The sequence below is a fragment of the Cellulosimicrobium marinum genome (genome assembly GCF_020551945.1).
Taxonomy (GTDB): domain Bacteria; phylum Actinomycetota; class Actinomycetes; order Actinomycetales; family Cellulomonadaceae; genus Cellulosimicrobium; species Cellulosimicrobium marinum.
Window position 1 is genome coordinate 207,068 of the sequence record NZ_JAJBZH010000006.1, and the last position, 19,213, is coordinate 226,280.

General features: G+C 75.0%; 17 protein-coding genes and 1 riboswitch. Of the genes, 15 read left to right on the forward strand and 2 right to left on the reverse strand.

The annotated features are described in order from the left end of the window. Nucleotides 1-26: 26 nt before the first annotated feature. From pheS to thiD, 4 genes are all read left to right on the forward strand, one after another. Entirely contained in the window at nucleotides 27-1,160 is a 1,134-nt protein-coding gene (pheS, locus tag LGQ04_RS14840) for a phenylalanine--tRNA ligase subunit alpha (protein ID WP_229244706.1), read from the forward strand. Next, nucleotides 1,160-3,748, forward strand: a complete 2,589-nt coding sequence (pheT, locus tag LGQ04_RS14845) for a phenylalanine--tRNA ligase subunit beta (RefSeq protein WP_229244707.1) — start codon at nucleotides 1,160-1,162, stop codon at nucleotides 3,746-3,748. Before pheS ends, pheT begins: the two co-directional genes overlap by 1 nt. Further along, nucleotides 3,745-4,644, forward strand: coding sequence for an SDR family oxidoreductase (locus LGQ04_RS14850; RefSeq protein WP_229244708.1), 900 nt, complete (start codon nucleotides 3,745-3,747; stop codon nucleotides 4,642-4,644). Before pheT ends, LGQ04_RS14850 begins: the two co-directional genes overlap by 4 nt. A gap of 65 nt (nucleotides 4,645-4,709) precedes the next feature. Continuing rightward, nucleotides 4,710-4,805: riboswitch (TPP riboswitch) on the forward strand. Beyond that, entirely contained in the window at nucleotides 4,798-5,733 is a 936-nt protein-coding gene (gene thiD, locus LGQ04_RS14855) for a bifunctional hydroxymethylpyrimidine kinase/phosphomethylpyrimidine kinase (protein WP_229244709.1), read from the forward strand. (Overlaps the previous riboswitch by 8 nt.) On the opposite strand, the gene LGQ04_RS14860 is transcribed toward thiD, so the two are convergent. Both LGQ04_RS14860 and LGQ04_RS14865 read right to left on the reverse strand, forming a co-directional pair. Next, nucleotides 5,697-5,978, reverse strand: coding sequence for a hypothetical protein (locus LGQ04_RS14860; protein WP_229244710.1), 282 nt, complete (start codon nucleotides 5,976-5,978; stop codon nucleotides 5,697-5,699). The two genes, thiD and LGQ04_RS14860, sit on opposite strands and share 37 nt — an antisense overlap. Continuing rightward, the gene (locus LGQ04_RS14865) at nucleotides 5,975-6,994 is read right to left on the reverse strand and encodes a quinone oxidoreductase family protein (protein ID WP_229244711.1); all 1,020 of its coding nucleotides are present in this window, start codon (nucleotides 6,992-6,994) and stop codon (nucleotides 5,975-5,977) included. Before LGQ04_RS14865 ends, LGQ04_RS14860 begins: the two co-directional genes overlap by 4 nt. Nucleotides 6,995-7,088: 94 nt before the next feature. Here LGQ04_RS14865 and argC point away from each other — a divergent pair, with 94 nt between their 5' ends. From argC to tyrS, 11 genes are all read left to right on the forward strand, one after another. After that, nucleotides 7,089-8,177, forward strand: coding sequence for an N-acetyl-gamma-glutamyl-phosphate reductase (gene argC / locus LGQ04_RS14870; protein WP_229244712.1), 1,089 nt, complete (start codon nucleotides 7,089-7,091; stop codon nucleotides 8,175-8,177). Continuing rightward, nucleotides 8,174-9,385 carry a bifunctional glutamate N-acetyltransferase/amino-acid acetyltransferase ArgJ gene (argJ, locus tag LGQ04_RS14875; protein ID WP_229244713.1) on the forward strand — a complete coding sequence of 404 codons (1,212 nt, stop codon included), beginning with the start codon at nucleotides 8,174-8,176 and terminating at the stop codon, nucleotides 9,383-9,385. Before argC ends, argJ begins: the two co-directional genes overlap by 4 nt. Next, on the forward strand, nucleotides 9,382-10,329 hold the full coding sequence (argB, locus tag LGQ04_RS14880; RefSeq protein ID WP_229244714.1) for an acetylglutamate kinase: 948 nt from the start codon (nucleotides 9,382-9,384) through the stop codon (nucleotides 10,327-10,329). Before argJ ends, argB begins: the two co-directional genes overlap by 4 nt. Further along, nucleotides 10,326-11,618 (forward strand): acetylornithine transaminase, encoded by a 1,293-nt coding sequence (locus LGQ04_RS14885; RefSeq protein ID WP_229244715.1) that lies wholly within the window; start codon nucleotides 10,326-10,328, stop codon nucleotides 11,616-11,618. Before argB ends, LGQ04_RS14885 begins: the two co-directional genes overlap by 4 nt. A gap of 2 nt (nucleotides 11,619-11,620) precedes the next feature. Next, on the forward strand, nucleotides 11,621-12,565 hold the full coding sequence (gene argF, locus LGQ04_RS14890) for an ornithine carbamoyltransferase (protein WP_229244716.1): 945 nt from the start codon (nucleotides 11,621-11,623) through the stop codon (nucleotides 12,563-12,565). Further along, the gene (locus LGQ04_RS14895) at nucleotides 12,562-13,104 is read left to right on the forward strand and encodes an arginine repressor (protein WP_229244717.1); all 543 of its coding nucleotides are present in this window, start codon (nucleotides 12,562-12,564) and stop codon (nucleotides 13,102-13,104) included. Before argF ends, LGQ04_RS14895 begins: the two co-directional genes overlap by 4 nt. Before the next feature lie 71 nt (nucleotides 13,105-13,175). Next, entirely contained in the window at nucleotides 13,176-14,405 is a 1,230-nt protein-coding gene (locus LGQ04_RS14900; RefSeq protein ID WP_229244718.1) for an argininosuccinate synthase, read from the forward strand. Between the two features lie 46 nt (nucleotides 14,406-14,451). Further along, nucleotides 14,452-15,885 (forward strand): argininosuccinate lyase, encoded by a 1,434-nt coding sequence (gene argH, locus LGQ04_RS14905; RefSeq protein ID WP_229244719.1) that lies wholly within the window; start codon nucleotides 14,452-14,454, stop codon nucleotides 15,883-15,885. 19 nt (nucleotides 15,886-15,904) lie between these two features. Then, on the forward strand, nucleotides 15,905-16,534 hold the full coding sequence (locus LGQ04_RS14910) for a uridine kinase family protein (RefSeq protein WP_229244720.1): 630 nt from the start codon (nucleotides 15,905-15,907) through the stop codon (nucleotides 16,532-16,534). 85 nt (nucleotides 16,535-16,619) lie between these two features. Next, nucleotides 16,620-17,303, forward strand: coding sequence for a DNA-3-methyladenine glycosylase (locus LGQ04_RS14915; RefSeq protein WP_229244721.1), 684 nt, complete (start codon nucleotides 16,620-16,622; stop codon nucleotides 17,301-17,303). Between the two features lie 116 nt (nucleotides 17,304-17,419). Continuing rightward, nucleotides 17,420-18,682, forward strand: a complete 1,263-nt coding sequence (gene tyrS, locus LGQ04_RS14920; RefSeq protein ID WP_229244722.1) for a tyrosine--tRNA ligase — start codon at nucleotides 17,420-17,422, stop codon at nucleotides 18,680-18,682. The last annotated feature ends 531 nt before the right edge of the window (nucleotides 18,683-19,213 follow it).

A 19,213-nucleotide genomic window follows, 5' to 3' on the forward strand; every position in this document is an offset into this window, starting at 1 on the left:
GTCCCGCCACCGCCAGGAAGGCACGTATGTCCAGCCCTGACGCCGCCGTCGCGCCCGCCACCGGGTCCGACGACGCGGCCCCGCCCGCCGCGCCGTCGCCCCTCGACGCCGACGCCCTGCAGTCCGCGCTCGACGCCGCGCTCGCGGCCGTGGCAGCGGCGCCCGACCTCGACGCCCTGAGGTCGGTGCGGACCGAGCACACCGGCGACCGCAGCGCGCTCGCGCTCGCGAACCGGCAGATCGGGTCGCTCGCGCCCGAGGACAAGAAGACGGCCGGGCGGCTGCTCGGACCGCTCCGCGGCCGCCTCAACCAGGCGCTCGCCGCACGCCAGGCCGAGCTCGAGGCCGAGCGTGACGAGCGGGTGCTCGTCACGGAGGCCGTCGACGTCACGCTCCCGACGGACCGTGCGCCCCGCGGCGCGCGCCACCCCCTGGAGTCGCTCCAGGAGCGGATCGCCGACTTCTTCGTCGGGCTGGGCTGGGAGATCGCCGACGGTCCCGAGGTCGAGGCGGAGTGGTTCAACTTCGACGCGCTGAACTTCGGCCCGGACCACCCGGCACGGCAGATGCAGGACACGTTCTACGTGGCCGGCGAGCCCGCGGGGGCGACGCAGGGCGGGGGCGAGGCCGCGCCGTCGAACCTCGTGCTGCGCACGCACACCTCGCCCGTGCAGGCGCGCTCGCTGCTGGAGCGGGGAGTTCCGCTGTACGTCGCGTGCCCGGGGAAGGTGTTCCGCACGGACGCGCTCGACGCCACGCACACGCCCGTGTTCCACCAGGTCGAGGGCCTGGCGGTCGACAAGGGCCTGACGATGGCGCACCTGCTCGGCACGCTCGACGCGTTCGCGCGCGCGATGTTCGGGCCCGAGGCGCGCACGCGGCTGCGCCCGAGCTACTTCCCGTTCACGGAGCCGAGCGCCGAGATGGACCTGTGGTTCCCGCAGAAGAAGGGCGGGCCGGGCTGGATCGAGTGGGGAGGCTGCGGCATGGTCAACCCGAACGTGCTGCGCGCCACCGGGATCGACCCGGACGAGTACTCGGGGTTCGCGTTCGGCATGGGCGTGGAGCGCACGCTCATGCTGCGCCACCAGATCGCGGACATGCACGACATGGTGGAGGGCGACGTGCGCTTCTCCGCCCAGTTCGGGACGGAGATCTGATGCCCTACGTCGACCTCGACTGGCTCGGCGACCACGTCGAGCTGCCCGTCGGTCTCACGGCCGAGCGGCTCGCGGCGGACCTCGTGCGCGTGGGCCTGGAGGAGGAGGAGGTGCACGGAGCGGCCGTGACCGGACCCCTCGTCGTCGGGCGCGTGCTGGAGCTGACGCCCGAGCCGCAGAAGAACGGCAAGACCATCAACTGGTGCCAGGTGGACGTCGGCACGCACAACGTCGACGGCGTGCCCGCCGCCGAGGGCGGCCAGGCGCGCGGCATCGTGTGCGGGGCGCACAACTTCGGCCCCGGCGACCTGGTCGTCGTGGCGCTGCCCGGCGCAGTGCTCCCGGGGCCGTTCTCGATCGCGAGCCGCAGGACCTACGGGCACGTGTCCGACGGCATGATCTGCTCGGCGCGCGAGCTCGGCCTGGGCGAGGACCACGACGGGATCATCGTGCTGCCGCGGATCGGCTTCGCCGCGGCCGACCTCACGCCCGGCCAGGACGCCGTCGCGCTCCTCGGTCTCGGCACCGAGGTGCTCGAGATCAACGTCACGCCGGACCGCGGGTACGCGTTCTCCTACCGGGGCGTCGCGCGCGAGTACGCGCACTCGACGGGTGCCCGGTTCACGGACCGTGGCCTCGCGGGCTCGCTCCCGACGCCGCCGCCCGCCGCGACCCCCGACGGTTTCGCCGTCGAGGTCGACGACGACGCCCCGATCCACGGCGTCGCCGGGTGCGACCGCTTCGTCACGCGCGTCGTACGGGGCATCGACCCCGCCGCGACCACGCCCGCATGGATGCAGCGGCGCCTCACGGCGTCCGGCATGCGCCCGATCTCGCTCGCGGTGGACGTGACGAACTACGTCATGCTCGACCTCGGCCAGCCCCTGCACGCGTACGACCTCGCGTCCGTCGCGGCGCCGGTCGTCGTGCGCCGGGCGCAGCCCGGCGAGCGGCTGGTCACGCTCGACGACGTCGACCGCGCCCTCGCGCCCGAGGACCTGCTGATCACCGACTCGCCCGACGGCGCACGCGGCGCGCGGGTCCTCGGTCTCGCCGGGGTCATGGGCGGGGCGTCGTCGGAGGTCGGGCCGACCACGACGGACGTCCTCGTCGAGGCCGCGCACTTCGACCCGGTCTCCGTCGCGCGCACGTCGCGTCGGCACAAGCTGTCGAGCGAGGCGGCGAAGCGCTTCGAGCGCGGTGTCGACCCGCGCCTGCCCGCCGTGGCGGCGCAGCGCGTCGTCGACCTGCTCGTGGCGCACGGCGGCGGCACGGCGGACCCGGCGGTCTCGGACCTCGACCGCGTCGTGGCGCCTGCGCCCGTGCGGCTGCGCGTGTCCGAGCCGGAACGGCTCGTCGGCGTCGCGTACACGCGCGAGCAGGTCGCGGGAGCGCTCGCGTCGCTCGGCTGCGACGTCGTCACCGACCCGGCGGACCCCGACGTGCTCGTGGTCACGCCTCCGTCGTGGCGCTCGGACCTCACGGGCTCGGCCGAGCTCGTGGAGGAGGTCGCACGTCTCGTCGGGTACGACGCGATCCCCTCGGTGCTCCCGAAGGCGCCGGGAGGCCGGGGGCTGACGCGCGAGCAGTCGGCGCGTCGCTCCGTCGCGCGCGCTCTCGCGGAGGCCGGGTTCGTCGAGACGCTCAGCTACCCGTTCGTCGGGACGGCGGAGCTCGACGCGCTGCGCCTGCCCGCGGACGACGAGCGGCGCCGGGCCGTGCGGCTCGTCAACCCGCTGGCCGACGACCGGCCGCTCCTGCGCACCGACCTGCTGGCGACGCTGCTCGAGACGGCGCGCCGCAACGTCGGGCGCGGCCTGACGGACCTCGCGGTCTTCGAGACCGGTCTCGTGACGCGGCCGCGTCCGGGCGCGCCCGCCGCGCCGACGCTGCCCCCGGGCGTCCGACCCTCGGACGACGCGCTCGCGCAGATCGACGCGGCGGTCCCGGACCAGCCGCGGTTCGTCGCGGGCGTCCTCGTGGGGCGTCGTGAGCCTGCCGGGTGGTGGGGCGCGGGCCGTGCCGCGGACTGGACGGACGCGCTCGACGCCGCCCGCCTCGTGGCCGCACGCGTCGGCGCGGAGGTCGTGGTGGACGCGGACACCGGCCGTGCGCCGTGGCACCCGGGGCGGTGCGCGCGCGTCGCGCTCGCGGACGGGACCGTCGTCGGTCACGCGGGCGAGCTGCACCCCAAGGTGCTCGAGAACCTCGGCCTGCCGGCCCGCTCGGTGGCGTTCGAGCTCGACCTCTCGGCGCTGGTCGCCGCCTCGCCCGACGAGCCCGTGGTCGCGACCCCCGTCTCCGCGTTCCCCGCGGCGAAGGAGGACCTCGCGTTCGTGGTGGGCTCCGACGTCGCGGCCGAGGACCTGCGTGCCGCGGTCGCCGCGGGCGCGGGCGACCTCCTCGAGGAGATCACGCTGTTCGACGTCTACACGGGCGAGCAGGTCGGCGAGGGCCGCGCGTCGCTCGCGTTCTCGCTGCGCCTGCGCGCGCCGGACCGCACGCTCACGGCCGACGACGTCGCCCGTGTCCGCGCGGGGGCCGTCGAGTCCGCCCGGGCACGGGTGGGCGCGGAGCTGCGCGCGTGAGCGCGGGCACGGCGGGCCCGGCGACGGCCGACGGCGCCGGTGCGGCGCGGGTCGTCGCGCCCGCGCGCACGGCGCTCGTCACGGGGGCGTCGCGCGGCATCGGGCGCGCGATCGCCGTCGGGCTCGCGGCCGCCGGGCTCGACGTCGCGCTGCTCGCGCGGGACGGCAACCGGCTCGCGGGCGTCGCGGAGGAGATCTCCGCCGCGGGCGGCCGCGCCGTGGTCGTCACGGCGGACGTGACCGACGCGCAGGCGGTCGCCGACGCCGTCCGTGCGGCGGAGTCCGCGCTCGGCGGGGTCGACCTGCTCGTGAACAACGCGGGCCGGGTCGACGCCGAGGTGCCGCTGTGGGAGGCCGACCCGGACGAGTGGTGGGCGATCGTCGAGACGAACGTGCGCGGGCCGTTCCTCCTGGCGCGCGCCGTCGTGCCGGGCATGATCGCGCGCGGCGGGGGACGCGTCGTCGACCTCAACAGCGGCGCGGGCTCGCACGACATGGAGGGCGCGAGCGCCTACAACGCGAGCAAGACGGCGCTCCTGCGGATCGGCGCGAACCTGCACCGGTCCGGGTACGCGCGCGGGCTGCGCACGTTCGAGGTCGCGCCCGGGGTGGTGCGGACGGACATGACCGGCTCGATGGAGATGCACCGCGCCCGGACCGAGTGGACGCCGGTGGAGCGCACGGTCGAGATGGTCGTCGCGATCGCGCAGGGTGACCTGGACGCGTTCTCGGGCGCGTTCGTGCGGGTGACGCACGACTCGCCGGAGTCGCTGCGCGCGGCGCTCGACGCGGCGGCACGCGAGGGCCGCGCGGTCCCGGGGCCCGACGGTCGCCGTCTGCGCGTCACGCGGTGGGGCGACGACGACCCGATGCAGGGCGCGCTGCCCGCCCGCTGACGCGGCACGGCCGACGGCAGGTGCGTTCGGGACCGCTCGACGCACCTGCCGGGACCGCTAGCATGGCCGACGACACGGGGTGCCCCGACCGCGGGGCTGAGATCACACCCGTCGAACCTGCTCTGGCTCGTACCAGCGAAGGGATGTCCGCCGATGACGCTCGCCCCCGCCCGACCCTCCCGCCCGCGCGTCCTGTCGATCGCGGGCACGGACCCGACCGGAGGGGCCGGCATCCAGGCGGACCTCAAGGCGTTCTGCGCCCACGGCGCGTACGGCATGTCCGTCACGACGGCGCTCGTCGCGCAGAACACGCACGGTGTGCGGTCCGTCCACGTCCCCGGCCCGGCGTTCCTGCGCGCCCAGCTCGACGCGGTCTCCGACGACGTCGAGATCGACGCCGTGAAGATCGGCATGGTCGCCGACGAGGCGAACGCGCGCGAGATCGCGGCGTGGCTCGCCGCGCTCGCCGCGACCCGGCGCGAGCGCGGTGCACGCGCCCCGGACGTCGTGCTCGACCCCGTCATGGTCGCGACGTCCGGCCACCGGCTCCTCGACGCGGGCGCGGAGCAGGCGGTGCGCGACCTCGCCCGGCTCGCCGACGTCGTCACGCCCAACCTGCCCGAGCTCGCGGTGCTCGCGCAGGAGCCCGTCGCGGGGACCTGGGAGGCCGCCCTCCACCAGGCGCGGTCCGTCGCCGCGGCCACCGGGACCGCGGTCCTGCTCAAGGGCGGGCACCTCACGGGCGACGGGTCGCCCGACGCCCTCGTCGAGCCGGCCTCGGCGCAGGACCCCTGCGGGCGGGTCACGCGGTACGACGCCGAGCGCGTCGACACGCCCCACACGCACGGCACGGGCTGCTCGCTCTCCGCGGCGCTCGCGGCACTGCGGCCCCAGCGTGCCGACTGGGTCGAGACCGTCGCCGAGGCCAAGGACTGGCTCACGGGCGCGCTGCGCGCCGGGGCCGCGCTCCACGTGGGGACGGGCCGGGGCCCGGTCGACCACCTGCACGCGCTCCCCGTGGGGCCGGGCGCGCCCCGTCGGGCAGCGCCCGGTCAGGCCCGCGTCACCGAGCCGTCGCTCGCCGGGTAGACGCACTCCGTGCCGGGCGGCCACCACCGCCACCGCGACTCGACCTGCTGCGCGCTCACGCCCTCGGGCCGCTCGGCGACGCACCGGTCCGGGCCCTGCCGCACCCCGATCGTCAGGTAGTACGCCACGAGCGCACCCGTGAGCAGCACGGCGAGCACCGTCACGGCGCGGCGCAGGGCGGGAGAAGGGCCGCCGTCGGACCCGTCCTCCTCGCCGGGGCGCGCCGGGACCCAGTCCCAGCTCATGCGCCACGTCCGGGGACGCCCGACGCCGCGGCGTCGGGCACCAGGAGCACCTTGCCCGTCGTCGCACGACCCTCGAGCGCGCGGTGCGCGTCGGCCGCCTCGGCGAGCGGGTAGGTCGCCCCGACGCGCACGTCCAGCGTGCCGCCCGCGACGGCCCCCAGCACCTCCGTCGCGCGTTCCACCAGCTCGGCGCGCGTCGCGGTGTGGTCCGCCAGCTTCGGACGCGTGAGGACGAGCGACCCGGCGGCGTTGAGCCGCTGCGGGTCGAACGGCGGCACCTGGCCCGACGACCCGCCGAACAGCACGAGCGTCCCGCGGCGCCGCAACGACGCGAGCGACGCGTCGAACGTGTCCCGGCCCACCGAGTCGTACACCGCCGCGACGCCCTCGCCGCCCGTCAGGCCGCGCACGACCTCCGGCAGGTCGTGGGCCAGGTCGCCGAACGCGGTGTACTCGATCACGTGCTCGGCCCCTGCCGCGCGCGCGAGCTCGGCCTTCGCGGGCGTCGAGACCGTCGAGATCACGTGCCCGCCGCGCGCCACGACCATCTGCGTGAGCAGCAGGCCGACCCCGCCCGCACCGGCGTGCACGAGCACGCGGTCGCCCGGACGCACCGCGTAGGAGGACGTGCACAGGTAGTGCGCGGTGAGGCCCTGCAGCGCGACGGCGGTCGCGTCCTCGAAGGAGACCGCGTCCGGGACGTGCAGCGCCTCCCGCGCGGCGACGACCACGAGGTCCGCGTACGAGCCGGGCGCCTCCGTCCACACGACACGGTCCCCGACCGCGAACTCCTCGACGCCGTCGCCGACCGCGACCACCTCGCCCGCGCCCTCGCTGCCCACCACGTGCGGGAAGGGCATCGCGTACACGCCCGAGCGCTTGTACGTGTCGATGAAGTTCACGCCCGCGACGGCCGTGCGCACGAGCAGCTCGCCCGGCCCGGCCTCGGGATCGGCCACCTCGCGGTGCTCCAGGACGTCAGGGCCACCCGCCGCGCGGGCCACGATCGCGTGCATGGGCCCAGCCTAGGCGGGGCCCGATCGTGGCGGCCGCAGGAGCACCTGCCGGCCGGCGCATCGAGCCAGTGCATAAGTATGTATAGTTGTGCATATGACGATCAGAGTCGCGGTCGCGGGCGCGTCCGGGTACGCGGGGGGCGAGACGCTGCGCCTCCTCGCGGGGCACCCCGACGTGGAGATCGGCGCCGTCACGGCGCACAACAACGCGGGGACGCCGCTCGGGGCGCACCAGCCGCACCTGCGCTCGCTGGCGGACCGCGTGCTCGTCCCCACGACCGCCGAGCACCTCGCCGGTCACGACGTCGTGGTCCTCGCCCTGCCGCACGGCGCGTCGGGCGAGATCGCCGCGCAGCTGCCCGACGACGTGCTCGTCCTCGACCTCGGCGCGGACCACCGCCTCGAGTCGGCCGCCGACTGGGAGACGTTCTACGGGTCGGCCCACGCGGGCTCGTGGCCCTACGGGCTGCCCGAGCTCCTGCTCACGCAGGACCCGGGGGCGAGCGCGGCCGAGACGCGCCAGCGCGAGCGGCTCGTCGGTGCGCGGCGCATCGCCGTGCCGGGCTGCAACGTCACGGCCGTGACGCTCGGGCTCCAGCCCGGGGTCGCGGCGGGCGTCGTCGACCCGCGCGACGTCGTCGCGGTCCTCGCGAACGGCTACTCGGGCGCCGGGAAGTCCCTCAAGCCGCACCTGCTCGCCTCGGAGGGGCTCGGGTCGGCCCAGCCGTACGCCGTCGGGGGGAGCCACCGGCACGTCCCGGAGATCGTGCAGAACCTGCGCGCCGCGGGCGCCGTGGAGGTCCGCCTCTCGTTCACGCCGACGCTCGTGCCGATGGCGCGCGGCATCCTCGCGACCGTCACGGCGCCCCTGTCCGCCGACCTCGTCGGGCAGGACCCGGCCGAGGTCGACGCCCGCGTGCGCCAGGCCTGGGACGACGCGTACGTCGGCGAACCGTTCGTGCAGCTCCTGCCCGCGGGACGGTGGCCGAGCACGGCCATGACGCTCGGGGCCAACACGGCGCTCGTGCAGGTCGCCGTCGACCACGCCGCACGCCGCGTCGTCACCGTCACGGCGATCGACAACCTCGTCAAGGGCACCGCGGGCGCCGCGGTGCAGTCCATGAACATCGCGCTCGGCCTGCCGCAGACGGCCGGCCTGACCACCGAGGGGGTGGCCCCGTGACCGTCACGTCGCCGCAGGGCTTCCGGGCCGCCGGCGTGGCCGCCGGCCTGAAGTCGACCGGCGCGCACGACGTCGCGCTCGTCGTCAACGACGGGCCGCTCGACGTCGCCGCCGCCGTCCTCACGACGAACCGCGTGTTCGCCGCCCCCGTGGCGTGGACGCGCCAGGCCGTGGGCGACGGCCGGGCGAGCGCCGTCGTGCTCAACTCGGGGGGCGCGAACGCGTGCACGGGGCCGGACGGGTTCGCGGACACGCACCGCACCGCCGAGCACGTCGCGGACGTCCTCGCGACGTCCGCGGGCGACGTCCTCGTCTGCTCGACGGGTCTCATCGGCGTGCGCCTGCCGATGGACCGGCTGCTCGCCGGGGTCGACGCCGCCGCCGCGGCGCTCGACGACCCGTCGTCGGCGACCACGGGCGGCGAGGACGCGGCGCTCGCGATCATGACCACGGACACCGTGCCGAAGACCGTGCACGTCGTGCGGGAGACCGCGACCGCGGGCTCGACGGACGGCGCCGCGAGCTGGTCGGTCGGCGGCATGGCGAAGGGCGCGGGCATGCTCGCACCCGGCCTCGCGACGATGCTCTGCGTCGTCACCACGGACGCGGTGGTCGACGCGGCGACCGCGGACGCGGCGCTGCGGTCGGCCACGCGCACCACCTTCGACCGGGTCGACTCCGACGGCTGCATGTCGACGAACGACACGGTGATCCTCCTGGCGTCGGGCGCCTCGGGCGTCGCGGTGACGCCGGACGAGCTCGCCGACGCCCTCACCGAGGCGTGCGGGTCCCTCGCCCGCCAGCTCGTCGCGGACGCCGAGGGCGCGAGCCACGAGATCGCGGTCACGGTCGTCAACGCGAGCAGCGAGGACGCCGCGGTCGCCGTCGCACGGGCCGTCACCCGCTCGAACCTCTTCAAGACGGCGATCTTCGGCAACGACCCCAACTGGGGCCGCATCGTCTCCGCCGTCGGCACCGTCCCCGAGGAGGTCGCGCCGTTCGACGCGCTCGCCCTCGACGTCACGGTCAACGGCGTCCAGGTGTGCCGCGGCGGGGGAGTGGGCGAGCCGCGCGAGCTCGTCGACCTCGCGGCCGCCCGCGAGGTGCGCGTGGAGATCGACCTGCACGCCGGGTCCGCGACGGCGACCGTCCGGACCAACGACCTCACCCACGACTACGTCCACGAGAACAGCGCCTACTCCTCATGAGCGACCCGCAGACCCCCGCCCCGCACGACGACGCGTTCGACACGCGGACCGACCTGCGCCCCGACCAGAAGGCCGAGGTGCTCGTCGAGGCCCTGCCGTGGCTCCAGGAGTACGCCGGCGCGCTCGTCGTCGTGAAGTACGGCGGCAACGCCATGGTCGACGACCGTCTCAAGGCCGCGTTCGCGCAGGACATGGTCTTCCTGCGCCGCGTCGGGCTGCACCCGGTCGTCGTGCACGGCGGGGGACCGCAGATCTCCGCGATGCTCGCGCGGCTCGGCATCGAGTCGGAGTTCCGCGGCGGGCTGCGCGTCACGACGCCCGAGGCGATGGACGTCGTGCGCATGGTCCTCACAGGCCAGGTGTCGCGCGAGCTCGTCGGGCTCATCAACGCGCACGGTCCGTACGCGGTCGGGCTCTCGGGGGAGGACGGCGGCCTGCTGCGCGCGCGGCGCCGGCACGCGACGGTCGACGGCGAGCTCGTCGACGTCGGGCTCGTGGGGGACGTCGTCGAGGTGCACCCGTCGGCGGTGCAGGACCTGCTCGACGCCGGGCGCATCCCCGTCGTGTCGACGATCGCGCCCGACCGCGACGACCCGACCCAGGTGCTCAACGTCAACGCGGACACCGCCGCGGCGGCGCTCGCGGTGGCGCTCGGCGCGAAGAAGCTCGTCGTGCTCACCGACGTCGAGGGCCTGTACACGTCGTGGCCGGACCGGGGCTCCCTCGTCGCGCAGATCACGCGGTCCGAGCTCGCGACGCTGCTGCCGTCGCTCGAGTCCGGCATGGTCCCGAAGATGGAGGCGTGCCTGCGCGCGGTCGAGGGGGGCGTGGGCGCGGCGACCGTGATCGACGGCCGCGTGCCGCACTCGCTGCTGCTCGAGGTGTTCACCACGCAGGGCAACGGGACGATGGTCGTGCCGGACCCGGCCGGAGGTGCGGCATGAGCGACGTGATCCCCGCCGGCGGCGACGTCGTCGACACCGCGCCCGGCTCCGGGCCCGAGTGGACCGAGCGGTACACGCACGCCGTCATGGACACGTTCGGGCCGCCGCAGCGCGTCCTCGTGCGCGGCGAGGGCGCGTACGTCTGGGACGCCGACGGGCGGCGCTACCTCGACCTGCTCGCCGGGATCGCGGTGAACGCGCTCGGCCACGCGCACCCGACCCTCACCGCGGCGGTGAGCGCGCAGCTCGGCACGCTCGGCCACGTGTCGAACTTCTTCGGCACGCCCACGCAGATCGCGCTCGCCGAACGGCTCCTCGCGCTCGCGGACGCCCCCGACGGGTCGCGCGTGTTCTTCACCAGCTCGGGCACCGAGGCGAACGAGGCGGCGTTCAAGATGACGCGCCGCACCGGACGCACGCGCGTGCTCGCGCTCGAGGGCGGCTTCCACGGCCGCTCGATGGGTGCGCTCGCGCTGACGAGCAAGGCCGCGTACCGCGAGCCGTTCGAGCCGCTGCCCGGCGGGGTCGAGCACGTCGCGTTCGACGACGTCGCCGCGCTCGAGGAGGCCTTCTCGCCGGCGGTCGTCGCCCGGCGCGGCGAGGTGGCGGCGCTCGTCGTCGAGCCCGTCCAGGGCGAGGCGGGCGTGCGCTCCCTCTCGCCCGGCTACCTGGCGGCCGCGCGCGAGCTCACCGCGCGCCACGGCGCGCTCCTCGTCCTCGACGAGGTCCAGACCGGGGTGGGACGCACCGGGTCGTGGTTCGCCTACCAGCAGCCCGAGCTCGGCGGCGGGGTCGTGCCCGACGTCGTGACGCTCGCCAAGGGCCTCGGCGGCGGCTTCCCCGTCGGTGCGGTGATCGCGTACGGCGAGCGCGCCGCGACGCTGCTCGGCCGCGGTCAGCACGGGACGACGTTCGGGGGGAACCCGGTCGCGGCCGCCGCGGCGCTGGCGACCCTCGGCGTGATCGAGCGCGACGGGCTGCTGGACAACGCCCGGACCGTGGGCGCTCTCCTGCGGGACGGCGTCGCCGGCGCGGGCAACCCGCTCGTGGCGGGGGTGCGCGGCCGCGGGCTCCTGCTCGCGGTGCTGCTCACGCGCCCGGTCGCGGCCGACGTCGCGGCCGCCGCCCTCGACGCGGGGTTCGTCGTCAACGCGGTCGCGCCCGACGCCGTCCGGCTCGCCCCGCCGCTGATCCTCACCGCCGACCAGGCGCGCGACGTCGTCGCGTTCTTCGCCGACCTGCGCCTGCCCGACGGCGCACCCGCCGACACCCCCGAGACGAGGGACTGACGATGACCCAGCCGGCCCCGCGCCACTTCCTGCGCGACGACGACCTCACGCCCGCCGAGCAGCGGCAGGTGCTCGAGATCGGTCTCGCGTTCCGCGACGACCGCACGTTCCGCCAGCCGCTCGCCGGTCCCCGGGCCGTCGCGGTCCTCTTCGACAAGCCGACGCTGCGCACCCAGGTGTCGTTCGCCACCGGCATCGCCGAGCTCGGGGGCTTCCCGCTCGTCGTCGACGGCCGTCTGGCGGGAGTCGGGGTGCGCGAGTCGGTCGCCGACACCACGCGCGTGCTCGACCGCCAGGTCGCCGCGATCGTGTGGCGCACGTACGGGCAGGACCGCATCGAGGAGATGGCGTCGATCAGCCGTGTCCCGGTGGTCAACGCGCTCACGGACGACTTCCACCCGTGCCAGATCCTCGCGGACCTCCTGACGATCGCCCAGCTCCGCGGCGGCACGGGGGCGCTCGCGGGGCAGACCCTCGCCTACGTCGGCGACGGCGCGAACAACATGGCGCACTCCTACCTCCTCGGCGGGGCGACCGCGGGGCTCCACGTGCGCGTCGGCACGCCCGAGGGGTACCTGCCGGACCCGGCGGTCGTCGCGGACGCGCAGCGGGTCGCGGCCGAGACGGGCGGGTCGGTCCTCGTGACGAGCGACCCCGTCGAGGCGGTCGCCGGCGCCGACGTCGTCGCGACCGACACGTGGGTGTCGATGGGCGACGAGGACGAGGCCGCGGAGCGTGCGCTGCCGTTCCTGCCCTTCCAGGTCGACGACGCGCTCGTGGCGCACGCGAAGGACGACGCGATCGTGCTGCACTGCCTGCCCGCGTACCGGGGCAAGGAGATCACCGCCGAGGTGATCGACGGCCCGCGCTCGGCCGTGTGGGACGAGGCGGAGAACCGCCTGCACGCCCAGAAGGCCCTGCTCACGTTCCTCCTGGAGCGGTCGTGACCGAGGCGCGCGGCGACCTGCGGGGCGACGGGGCCGCGACCACCGCCCCGACGAAGACGGCCCGCCACGCGCGGATCGCCGAGATCGTGCGCCGCACGGCCATCCACTCGCAGGCCGAGCTCGCCCGCGCCCTCGCCGCCGACGGCCTGACCGTCACGCAGGCCACGCTGTCGCGGGACCTCATCGAGCTGCGGGCCGAGAAGGTGCGCGGCACGTCGGGCGCGCTCGTGTACGCGCTGCCCGGCGAGGGCGGCGACCGCACGGTGCAGAGCGTCGAGTCGCCCGAGTACCTCGCGGCGCGCCTCGCGCGGCTGTGCTCCGAGATGCTCGTCTCCGCGGAGGCCTCGGCGAACCTCGTCGTGCTGCGCACCCCGCCGGGGGCCGCGAACTACCTCGCGTCCGCCATCGACCACTCCGTCCTGCCGGGCGTCCTCGGCAGCATCGCCGGCGACGACACCATCCTCGTCATCGCCCGCGACCCCGACGGCGGCGCCGAGCTCGCGCGCCGCTTCCTCGACCTCTCCGGGCCGGGCTCCTGACGCGTCGTCGACGCACCGCCCGCCCTGCCACACTGGACCACAGACCCCCTCACGGACAGAAAGAGATCGTCATGACTGAACGCGTCGTGCTCGCCTACTCGGGCGGCCTGGACACCTCCGTCGCCATCGGCTGGATCGCCGAGGCCACGGGCGCCGAGGTCGTCGCCGTCGCGGTCGACGTCGGCCAGGGCGGCGAGGACCTCGAGGTCATCCGCCGCCGCGCCCTCGACTGCGGCGCCGTCGAGGCGTACGTCGCCGACGCGCGCGACGAGTTCGCGACCGAGTACTGCATGCCCGCGCTGCGCGCGAACGGGCTCTACCTCGACCGGTACCCGCTGGTCTCCGCGATCTCGCGCCCCGTCATCGTCAAGCACCTCGTGCGCGCCGCCCGCCAGTTCGGCGCCACGACGGTCGCGCACGGCTGCACCGGCAAGGGCAACGACCAGGTCCGCTTCGAGGTCGCGACGACGTCGCTCGCCCCCGAGCTGAAGACGATCGCGCCGGTGCGCGACCTCGCCCTGACGCGCGAGAAGGCCATCGAGTACGCCGAGAAGCACGCGCTGCCCATCGCGACGACCAAGCACAACCCGTTCTCGATCGACCAGAACGTGTGGGGCCGCGCCGTGGAGACCGGGTTCCTCGAGGACATCTGGAACGCGCCGACCAAGGACGTCTTCAGCTACACCGACGACCCGACGTTCCCGCCGGTCGCCGACGAGGTGATCGTCACGTTCGAGCAGGGCGTGCCGGTCGCGCTCGACGGCGTCCCCGTCACCCCGCTCCAGGCCATCCAGGAGATGAACCGCCGCGCGGGCGCCCAGGGTGTCGGCCGGATCGACATCGTCGAGGACCGCCTCGTCGGCATCAAGTCGCGCGAGGTGTACGAGGCGCCGGGCGCCATCGCCCTCATCGCCGCGCACCAGGAGCTCGAGAACGTCACGCTCGAGCGCGAGCAGGCCCGCTTCAAGCGCGGGGTCGAGCAGCGCTGGACCGAGCTCGTCTACGACGGCATGTGGTTCAGCCCGCTGAAGAAGTCGCTCGACGTCTTCATCGACGACACCCAGCGCTACGTCTCCGGCGACGTCCGCCTCGTCCTGCACGGCGGCCGCGCCACCGTGACGGGCCGCCGCTCCGAGGCGAGCCTGTACGACTTCAACCTCGCCACCTACGACGAGGGCGACTCGTTCGACCAGTCGCAGGCGAAGGGGTTCATCGAGATCTACGGCCTCACCGCGAAGCTCGCCGCCGCGCGCGACGAGAAGTTCGGTAACGGCGTGGACTTCGGCACCGGACGTCTCTGAGGACGCCTCCGCCACCCCCACCCCCCCTCGGCTGCGGAGAGAATCGATGACTGACAGCAACGACCCTGCTGAGACCGGGCGCGTCAGCCTGTGGGGCGGCCGGTTCGCCGGCGGCCCGAGCGACGCGCTCGCGGCGCTGAGCAAGAGCACGCACTTCGACTGGCGCCTCGCGGGGCAGGACATCGCGGGGTCGAAGGCCCACGCGAAGGTGCTGCACGCGGCACGCCTGCTCGACGACGACGAGCTCGACGGCATGCTCGCCGCGCTCGACCGCCTGCGCGACGACGTCGCGTCGGGCGCGTTCGTCGCGGCCGACGACGACGAGGACGTGCACACCGCCCTCGAGCGCGGCCTCATCGAGCGCGCGGGCGGCGCGCTCGGCGGGAAGCTGCGCGCGGGCCGGTCCCGCAACGACCAGATCGCGACCCTCGTGCGCATGTACCTGCGCGACGAGGCGCGCACGATCGCCGGGCTCGTGCTCGACGTCGTGGACGCGCTCGTCGCGCAGGCCGCGGCGCACCCCGGCGCCGCGATGCCGGGCCGCACCCACCTGCAGCACGCGCAGCCGGTGCTCCTCGCGCACCACCTGCTCGCGCACGCGTGGCCGCTCCTGCGCGACGTCGACCGCCTCATCGACTGGGACGTGCGCGCCGCGCGCTCGCCGTACGGGTCGGGGGCGCTCGCGGGCTCGTCGCTCGGGCTCGACCCCGCCGCCGTGGCGGCCGAGCTCGGGTTCGACGGCCCGGTGGAGAACTCGATCGACGGCACCGCGTCGCGCGACGTCGTGGCCGAGTTCGCGTTCGTCGCGGCGATGATCGGCGTCGACCTCTCGCGGCTCGCGGAGGAGGTCATCCTCTGGGCGACGAAGGAGTTTGGCTTCGTGCGCCTGCACGACTCGTTCTCCACGGGGTCGAGCATCATGCCGCAGAAGAAGAACCCGGACGTCGCGGAGCTCGCGCGCGGCAAGGCGGGCCGCCTGGTCGGCGACCTCACCGGGCTGCTCGCGACCCTCAAGGGGCTGCCGCTCGCGTACAATCGTGACCTGCAGGAGGACAAGGAGCCGGTGTTCGACCAGGTCGACACCCTCGAGGTGCTCCTGCCCGCGTTCTCGGGCATGGTCGCGACCCTGACGTTCGACACGGACCGCATGGCGTCGCTCGCACCGCAGGGCTTCTCCCTGGCGACCGACGTCGCGGAGTGGCTCGTGCGCGAGGGCGTGCCGTTCCGGGTGGCGCACGAGGTCGCGGGGGCGTGCGTGCGGGTCTGCGAGGAGCGCGGCATCGAGCTGTGGGACCTGTCCGACGACGACCTGGCGGAGATCTCGGAGCACCTCGCGCCCGGCGTGCGGGACGTGCTCAGCGTCGAGGGGTCGCTCGCGTCGCGCGACGCCGTCGGCGGCACGGCGCCCGCCCGGGTGGGCGAGCAGCTCGTCGCCGCGCAGGAGCGCTCGGCCGAGTACCGCTTCTGGGCGCAGGGCTGACCGTGCCCCGGCCGGGCCGATGAGCGTCGAGCCCGCGGTGCTCGCGGAAATCGTGCGCCGCGTGCACGACGCCGCGCCGCGCCTCGGTCCGCGTCGGCCCCCGACCCCCGTGCCCGGCCCCGCGGACGCGTCGGGCGAGGGGGCGGCGTCGGGCACGCGCCTGGTGGTGGTGGACGGTCCGGCCGGCTCGGGCAAGACGACGCTCGCGGCCCGGCTCGGCGAGGCGCTGCCCGCCCAGGTGCTGCACATGGACGACCTCTACGAGGGGTGGCGCGGCCTCGAGCCGGCGTGGTCCCGGCTCGAGGAGTGGGTCCTTGGCCCGCTCGCCGCGGGCAGGCCGGGACGCTACCAGCGCTTCGACTGGGACGCCGACGCCTTCGCCGAGTGGCACGACGTCCCCGTGGCACCGTTCCTCGTGGTCGAGGGGTGCGGGTCCGCGCGGCGCGAGGCGGACGACGTCGCGGTCCTGCGCGTCTGGGTCGAGGCTCCCGACGACCTGCGCCTGCGCCGCGGGCTCGAGCGCGACGGCGAGGCTCAGCGCGACCACTGGCTCGCGTGGATGGCGGCGGAGCGCGAGCACTTCGCCCGTCACCGCACGCGCGAGCGCGCGGACGTCCGGCTCGACGGGTTCGGCCGCATCGCCCGGTGATACGCCCACGGCGTCGTCGTGCTCCGGGGCGGCGGTCGCGGCGTCGGCGTAGCCTGTCCGGGGATCGGTCCGCAGGGAGGTCGGGATGGCGAGCACGCAGGAGACGAGCCCGAGGGTCGAGGACCGCGTCGGGGCGTGGGACGTCCCCGGGCGCGGCTGGTACGCGCGCGACGTCCACGAGGTCGCGCACGACCTGCTCGGCGCGCTGCTCACGCGGCGCAGCGCCGACGGCGACGTCACCCTGCGCATCACCGAGGTCGAGGCCTACGCCGGCGAGCAGGACCCCGGCTCGCACGCCTACCGAGGTCGCACCGACCGCAACCGCGCGATGTACGGCGAGGCGGGCCGCCTCTACGTCTACCACCACCTCGGCCTGCACCACTGCGTCAACGTCGTCACGGGAGGGGTGGGTCACGCGGCGGCGGTCCTGCTGCGCGCGGGCGAGGTCGTCGAGGGACTGGGGCTCGCCCGGTCCCGCCGTCAGGCGGCCGGGCGGTGCGACTCGGACCGCCAGGTGGCGCGCGGACCCGCACGGCTCGCGGTGGCGCTCGACCTGGACCTGCGCCACTACGGCGCCGAGCTCACCGACGCCCGCGGGGACCTCGTGCTGCACCGCCCGGCCGGCCTCCTGCGCCCGGTGATCGCGAGCGGCCCCCGCGTGGGCGTGGCGGGGGAGGGCGGCGACGGCGAGAGGTTCCCGTGGCGGTACTGGCTCACGGGCGACCCGACCGTCTCCGCGTACCGCCGGGTGAGCGCCCGCGCGCGGTGACGTCCGTCGAGGGCCGGACCGGTGCGCCGGTGACGACGTCGACACGGCACACTAGGACGGCGGCCCGTCCGGGCCGCGCCGTGCGTGCCCACCGGGCACCGGACGAAGGAGTGAGGGTGAGCGACGTTCTCGACGAGCTGCAATGGCGGGGTCTGGTGGCGCAGTCCACCGACGAGGCCGCGCTGCGCACCGCGCTGGCCGAGGGTCCGATCACCTACTACTGCGGCTTCGACCCGACCGCACCGAGCCTCCACCACGGGCACCTCGTGCAGCTCGTCGTGCTGCGGCACCTCCAGCTCGCCGGCCACCGCGCGGTGGCGCTCGTCGGCGGGGCCACGGGCCTCATCGGGGACCCGCGCCAGTCGGGCGAGCGCGTGCTCAACACCAAGGAGACCGTCGCCGAGTGGACGGAGCGCCTGAAGGCGCAGGTCTCGCGCTTCCTCGAGTTCGACGGCGAGAACCCGGCCCGGCTGGTCAACAACCTCGACTGGATCTCGGGGCTCTCGGCGATCGACTTCCTCCGGGACGTCGGCAAGCACTACCGCCTCGGCACGATGCTCGCGAAAGACACCGTCGCCCGACGGCTGCGGTCCGAGGAGGGCATCAGCTTCACGGAGTTCAGCTACCAGATCTTGCAGGGCATCGACTTCCTCGAGCTCTACCGTCGCCACGGCGTCACCCTCCAGACGGGCGGCAACGACCAGTGGGGCAACCTGCTGTCCGGCGTGGAGCTCGTCCGCAAGTCGGAGGGCGCCGCCGTCCACGTGCTCACGACGCCGCTGATCACCAAGGCGGACGGCACCAAGTTCGGCAAGACCGAGGGGGGCGCCGTCTGGCTCGCCCCCGACATGATGAGCCCGTACGCCTTCTACCAGTACTGGCTCAACGCCGCGGACGAGGACGTCGTCGGCTGGCTGAAGATCTTCACGTTCCGCACGCGGGAGGAGATCGCCGAGCTCGAGACCGCCGTCCGGGAGCGGCCCGGAGCCCGGGAGGCTCAGCGCGCCCTGGCGAACGACGTCACCACGCTCGTCCACGGCGCGGAGGCGACCGCGGCCGTCGTGGCCGCGAGCCAGGCCCTCTTCGGCCGGGGCGAGCTCGCCGACCTGGACGAGCAGACGTTCGCCGCAGCGGTCGCCGAGCTGCCGCACGCCACGGCGACGGTCGGGACCCCGGTCGCCGACCTGCTGGTGGGCGCGGGTCTCGCCGCGTCCAAGGGGGCCGCGCGCCGGGCGATCGGCGAGGGTGGCGCGCACCTGAACAACGTGAAGGTCGTGCAGGACGACGCGGTGCTCGATTCGGACGACCTCCTCCACGGTCGCTACGCGGTGCTGCGCCGGGGGAAGAAGACGCTGGGCGTCGCGGTCGTCGAGGACTGAGCGCGCCCGAGGGCTGGTGGCGGGAGCTCCGGCCCGGGGAGGGCGGACCGTGTTGCGGTCCGCCCTCCGGCGCGTCCGGTGCCGCGCTCTCAGGTCCCGACAGGCCCGTCGTTCTGCGGATTTGGCACGACCGCGGACCGCGTGTAGTGTTCTCGACGTTCGCCCGGCAGGGAGGAACGGACACCGAACGACAGGCTCCACGGAGACGTCACGGTGGCTGGTCCCGCAGGGCGGTCCCCCTCCATCAAGGACTGGTAGCCTTGTGCGCCGGCCCTCGTCGAGGGTGTTGGATCCGCCTCCGCTGCTTCCCACCTCGGTCATCGCACCGAGTTGGAAGACGGAGAAGGGCCTGGTAAGATCGAGAAGTTGCCCCAAGCGAGGTTGGGCCCGGGTGGGTCTGGCTGAGTTGGTGTGTGTCGGTTGTTTGAGAACTCAACAGTGTGCTTGTTAGTCAATGCCAAATTTTTGTCCTCGTGGGCATGGCTGGCTGTTCTTCGCTCGTCTGGGTGGGGTGGTTGGTTGTGTCTGGGG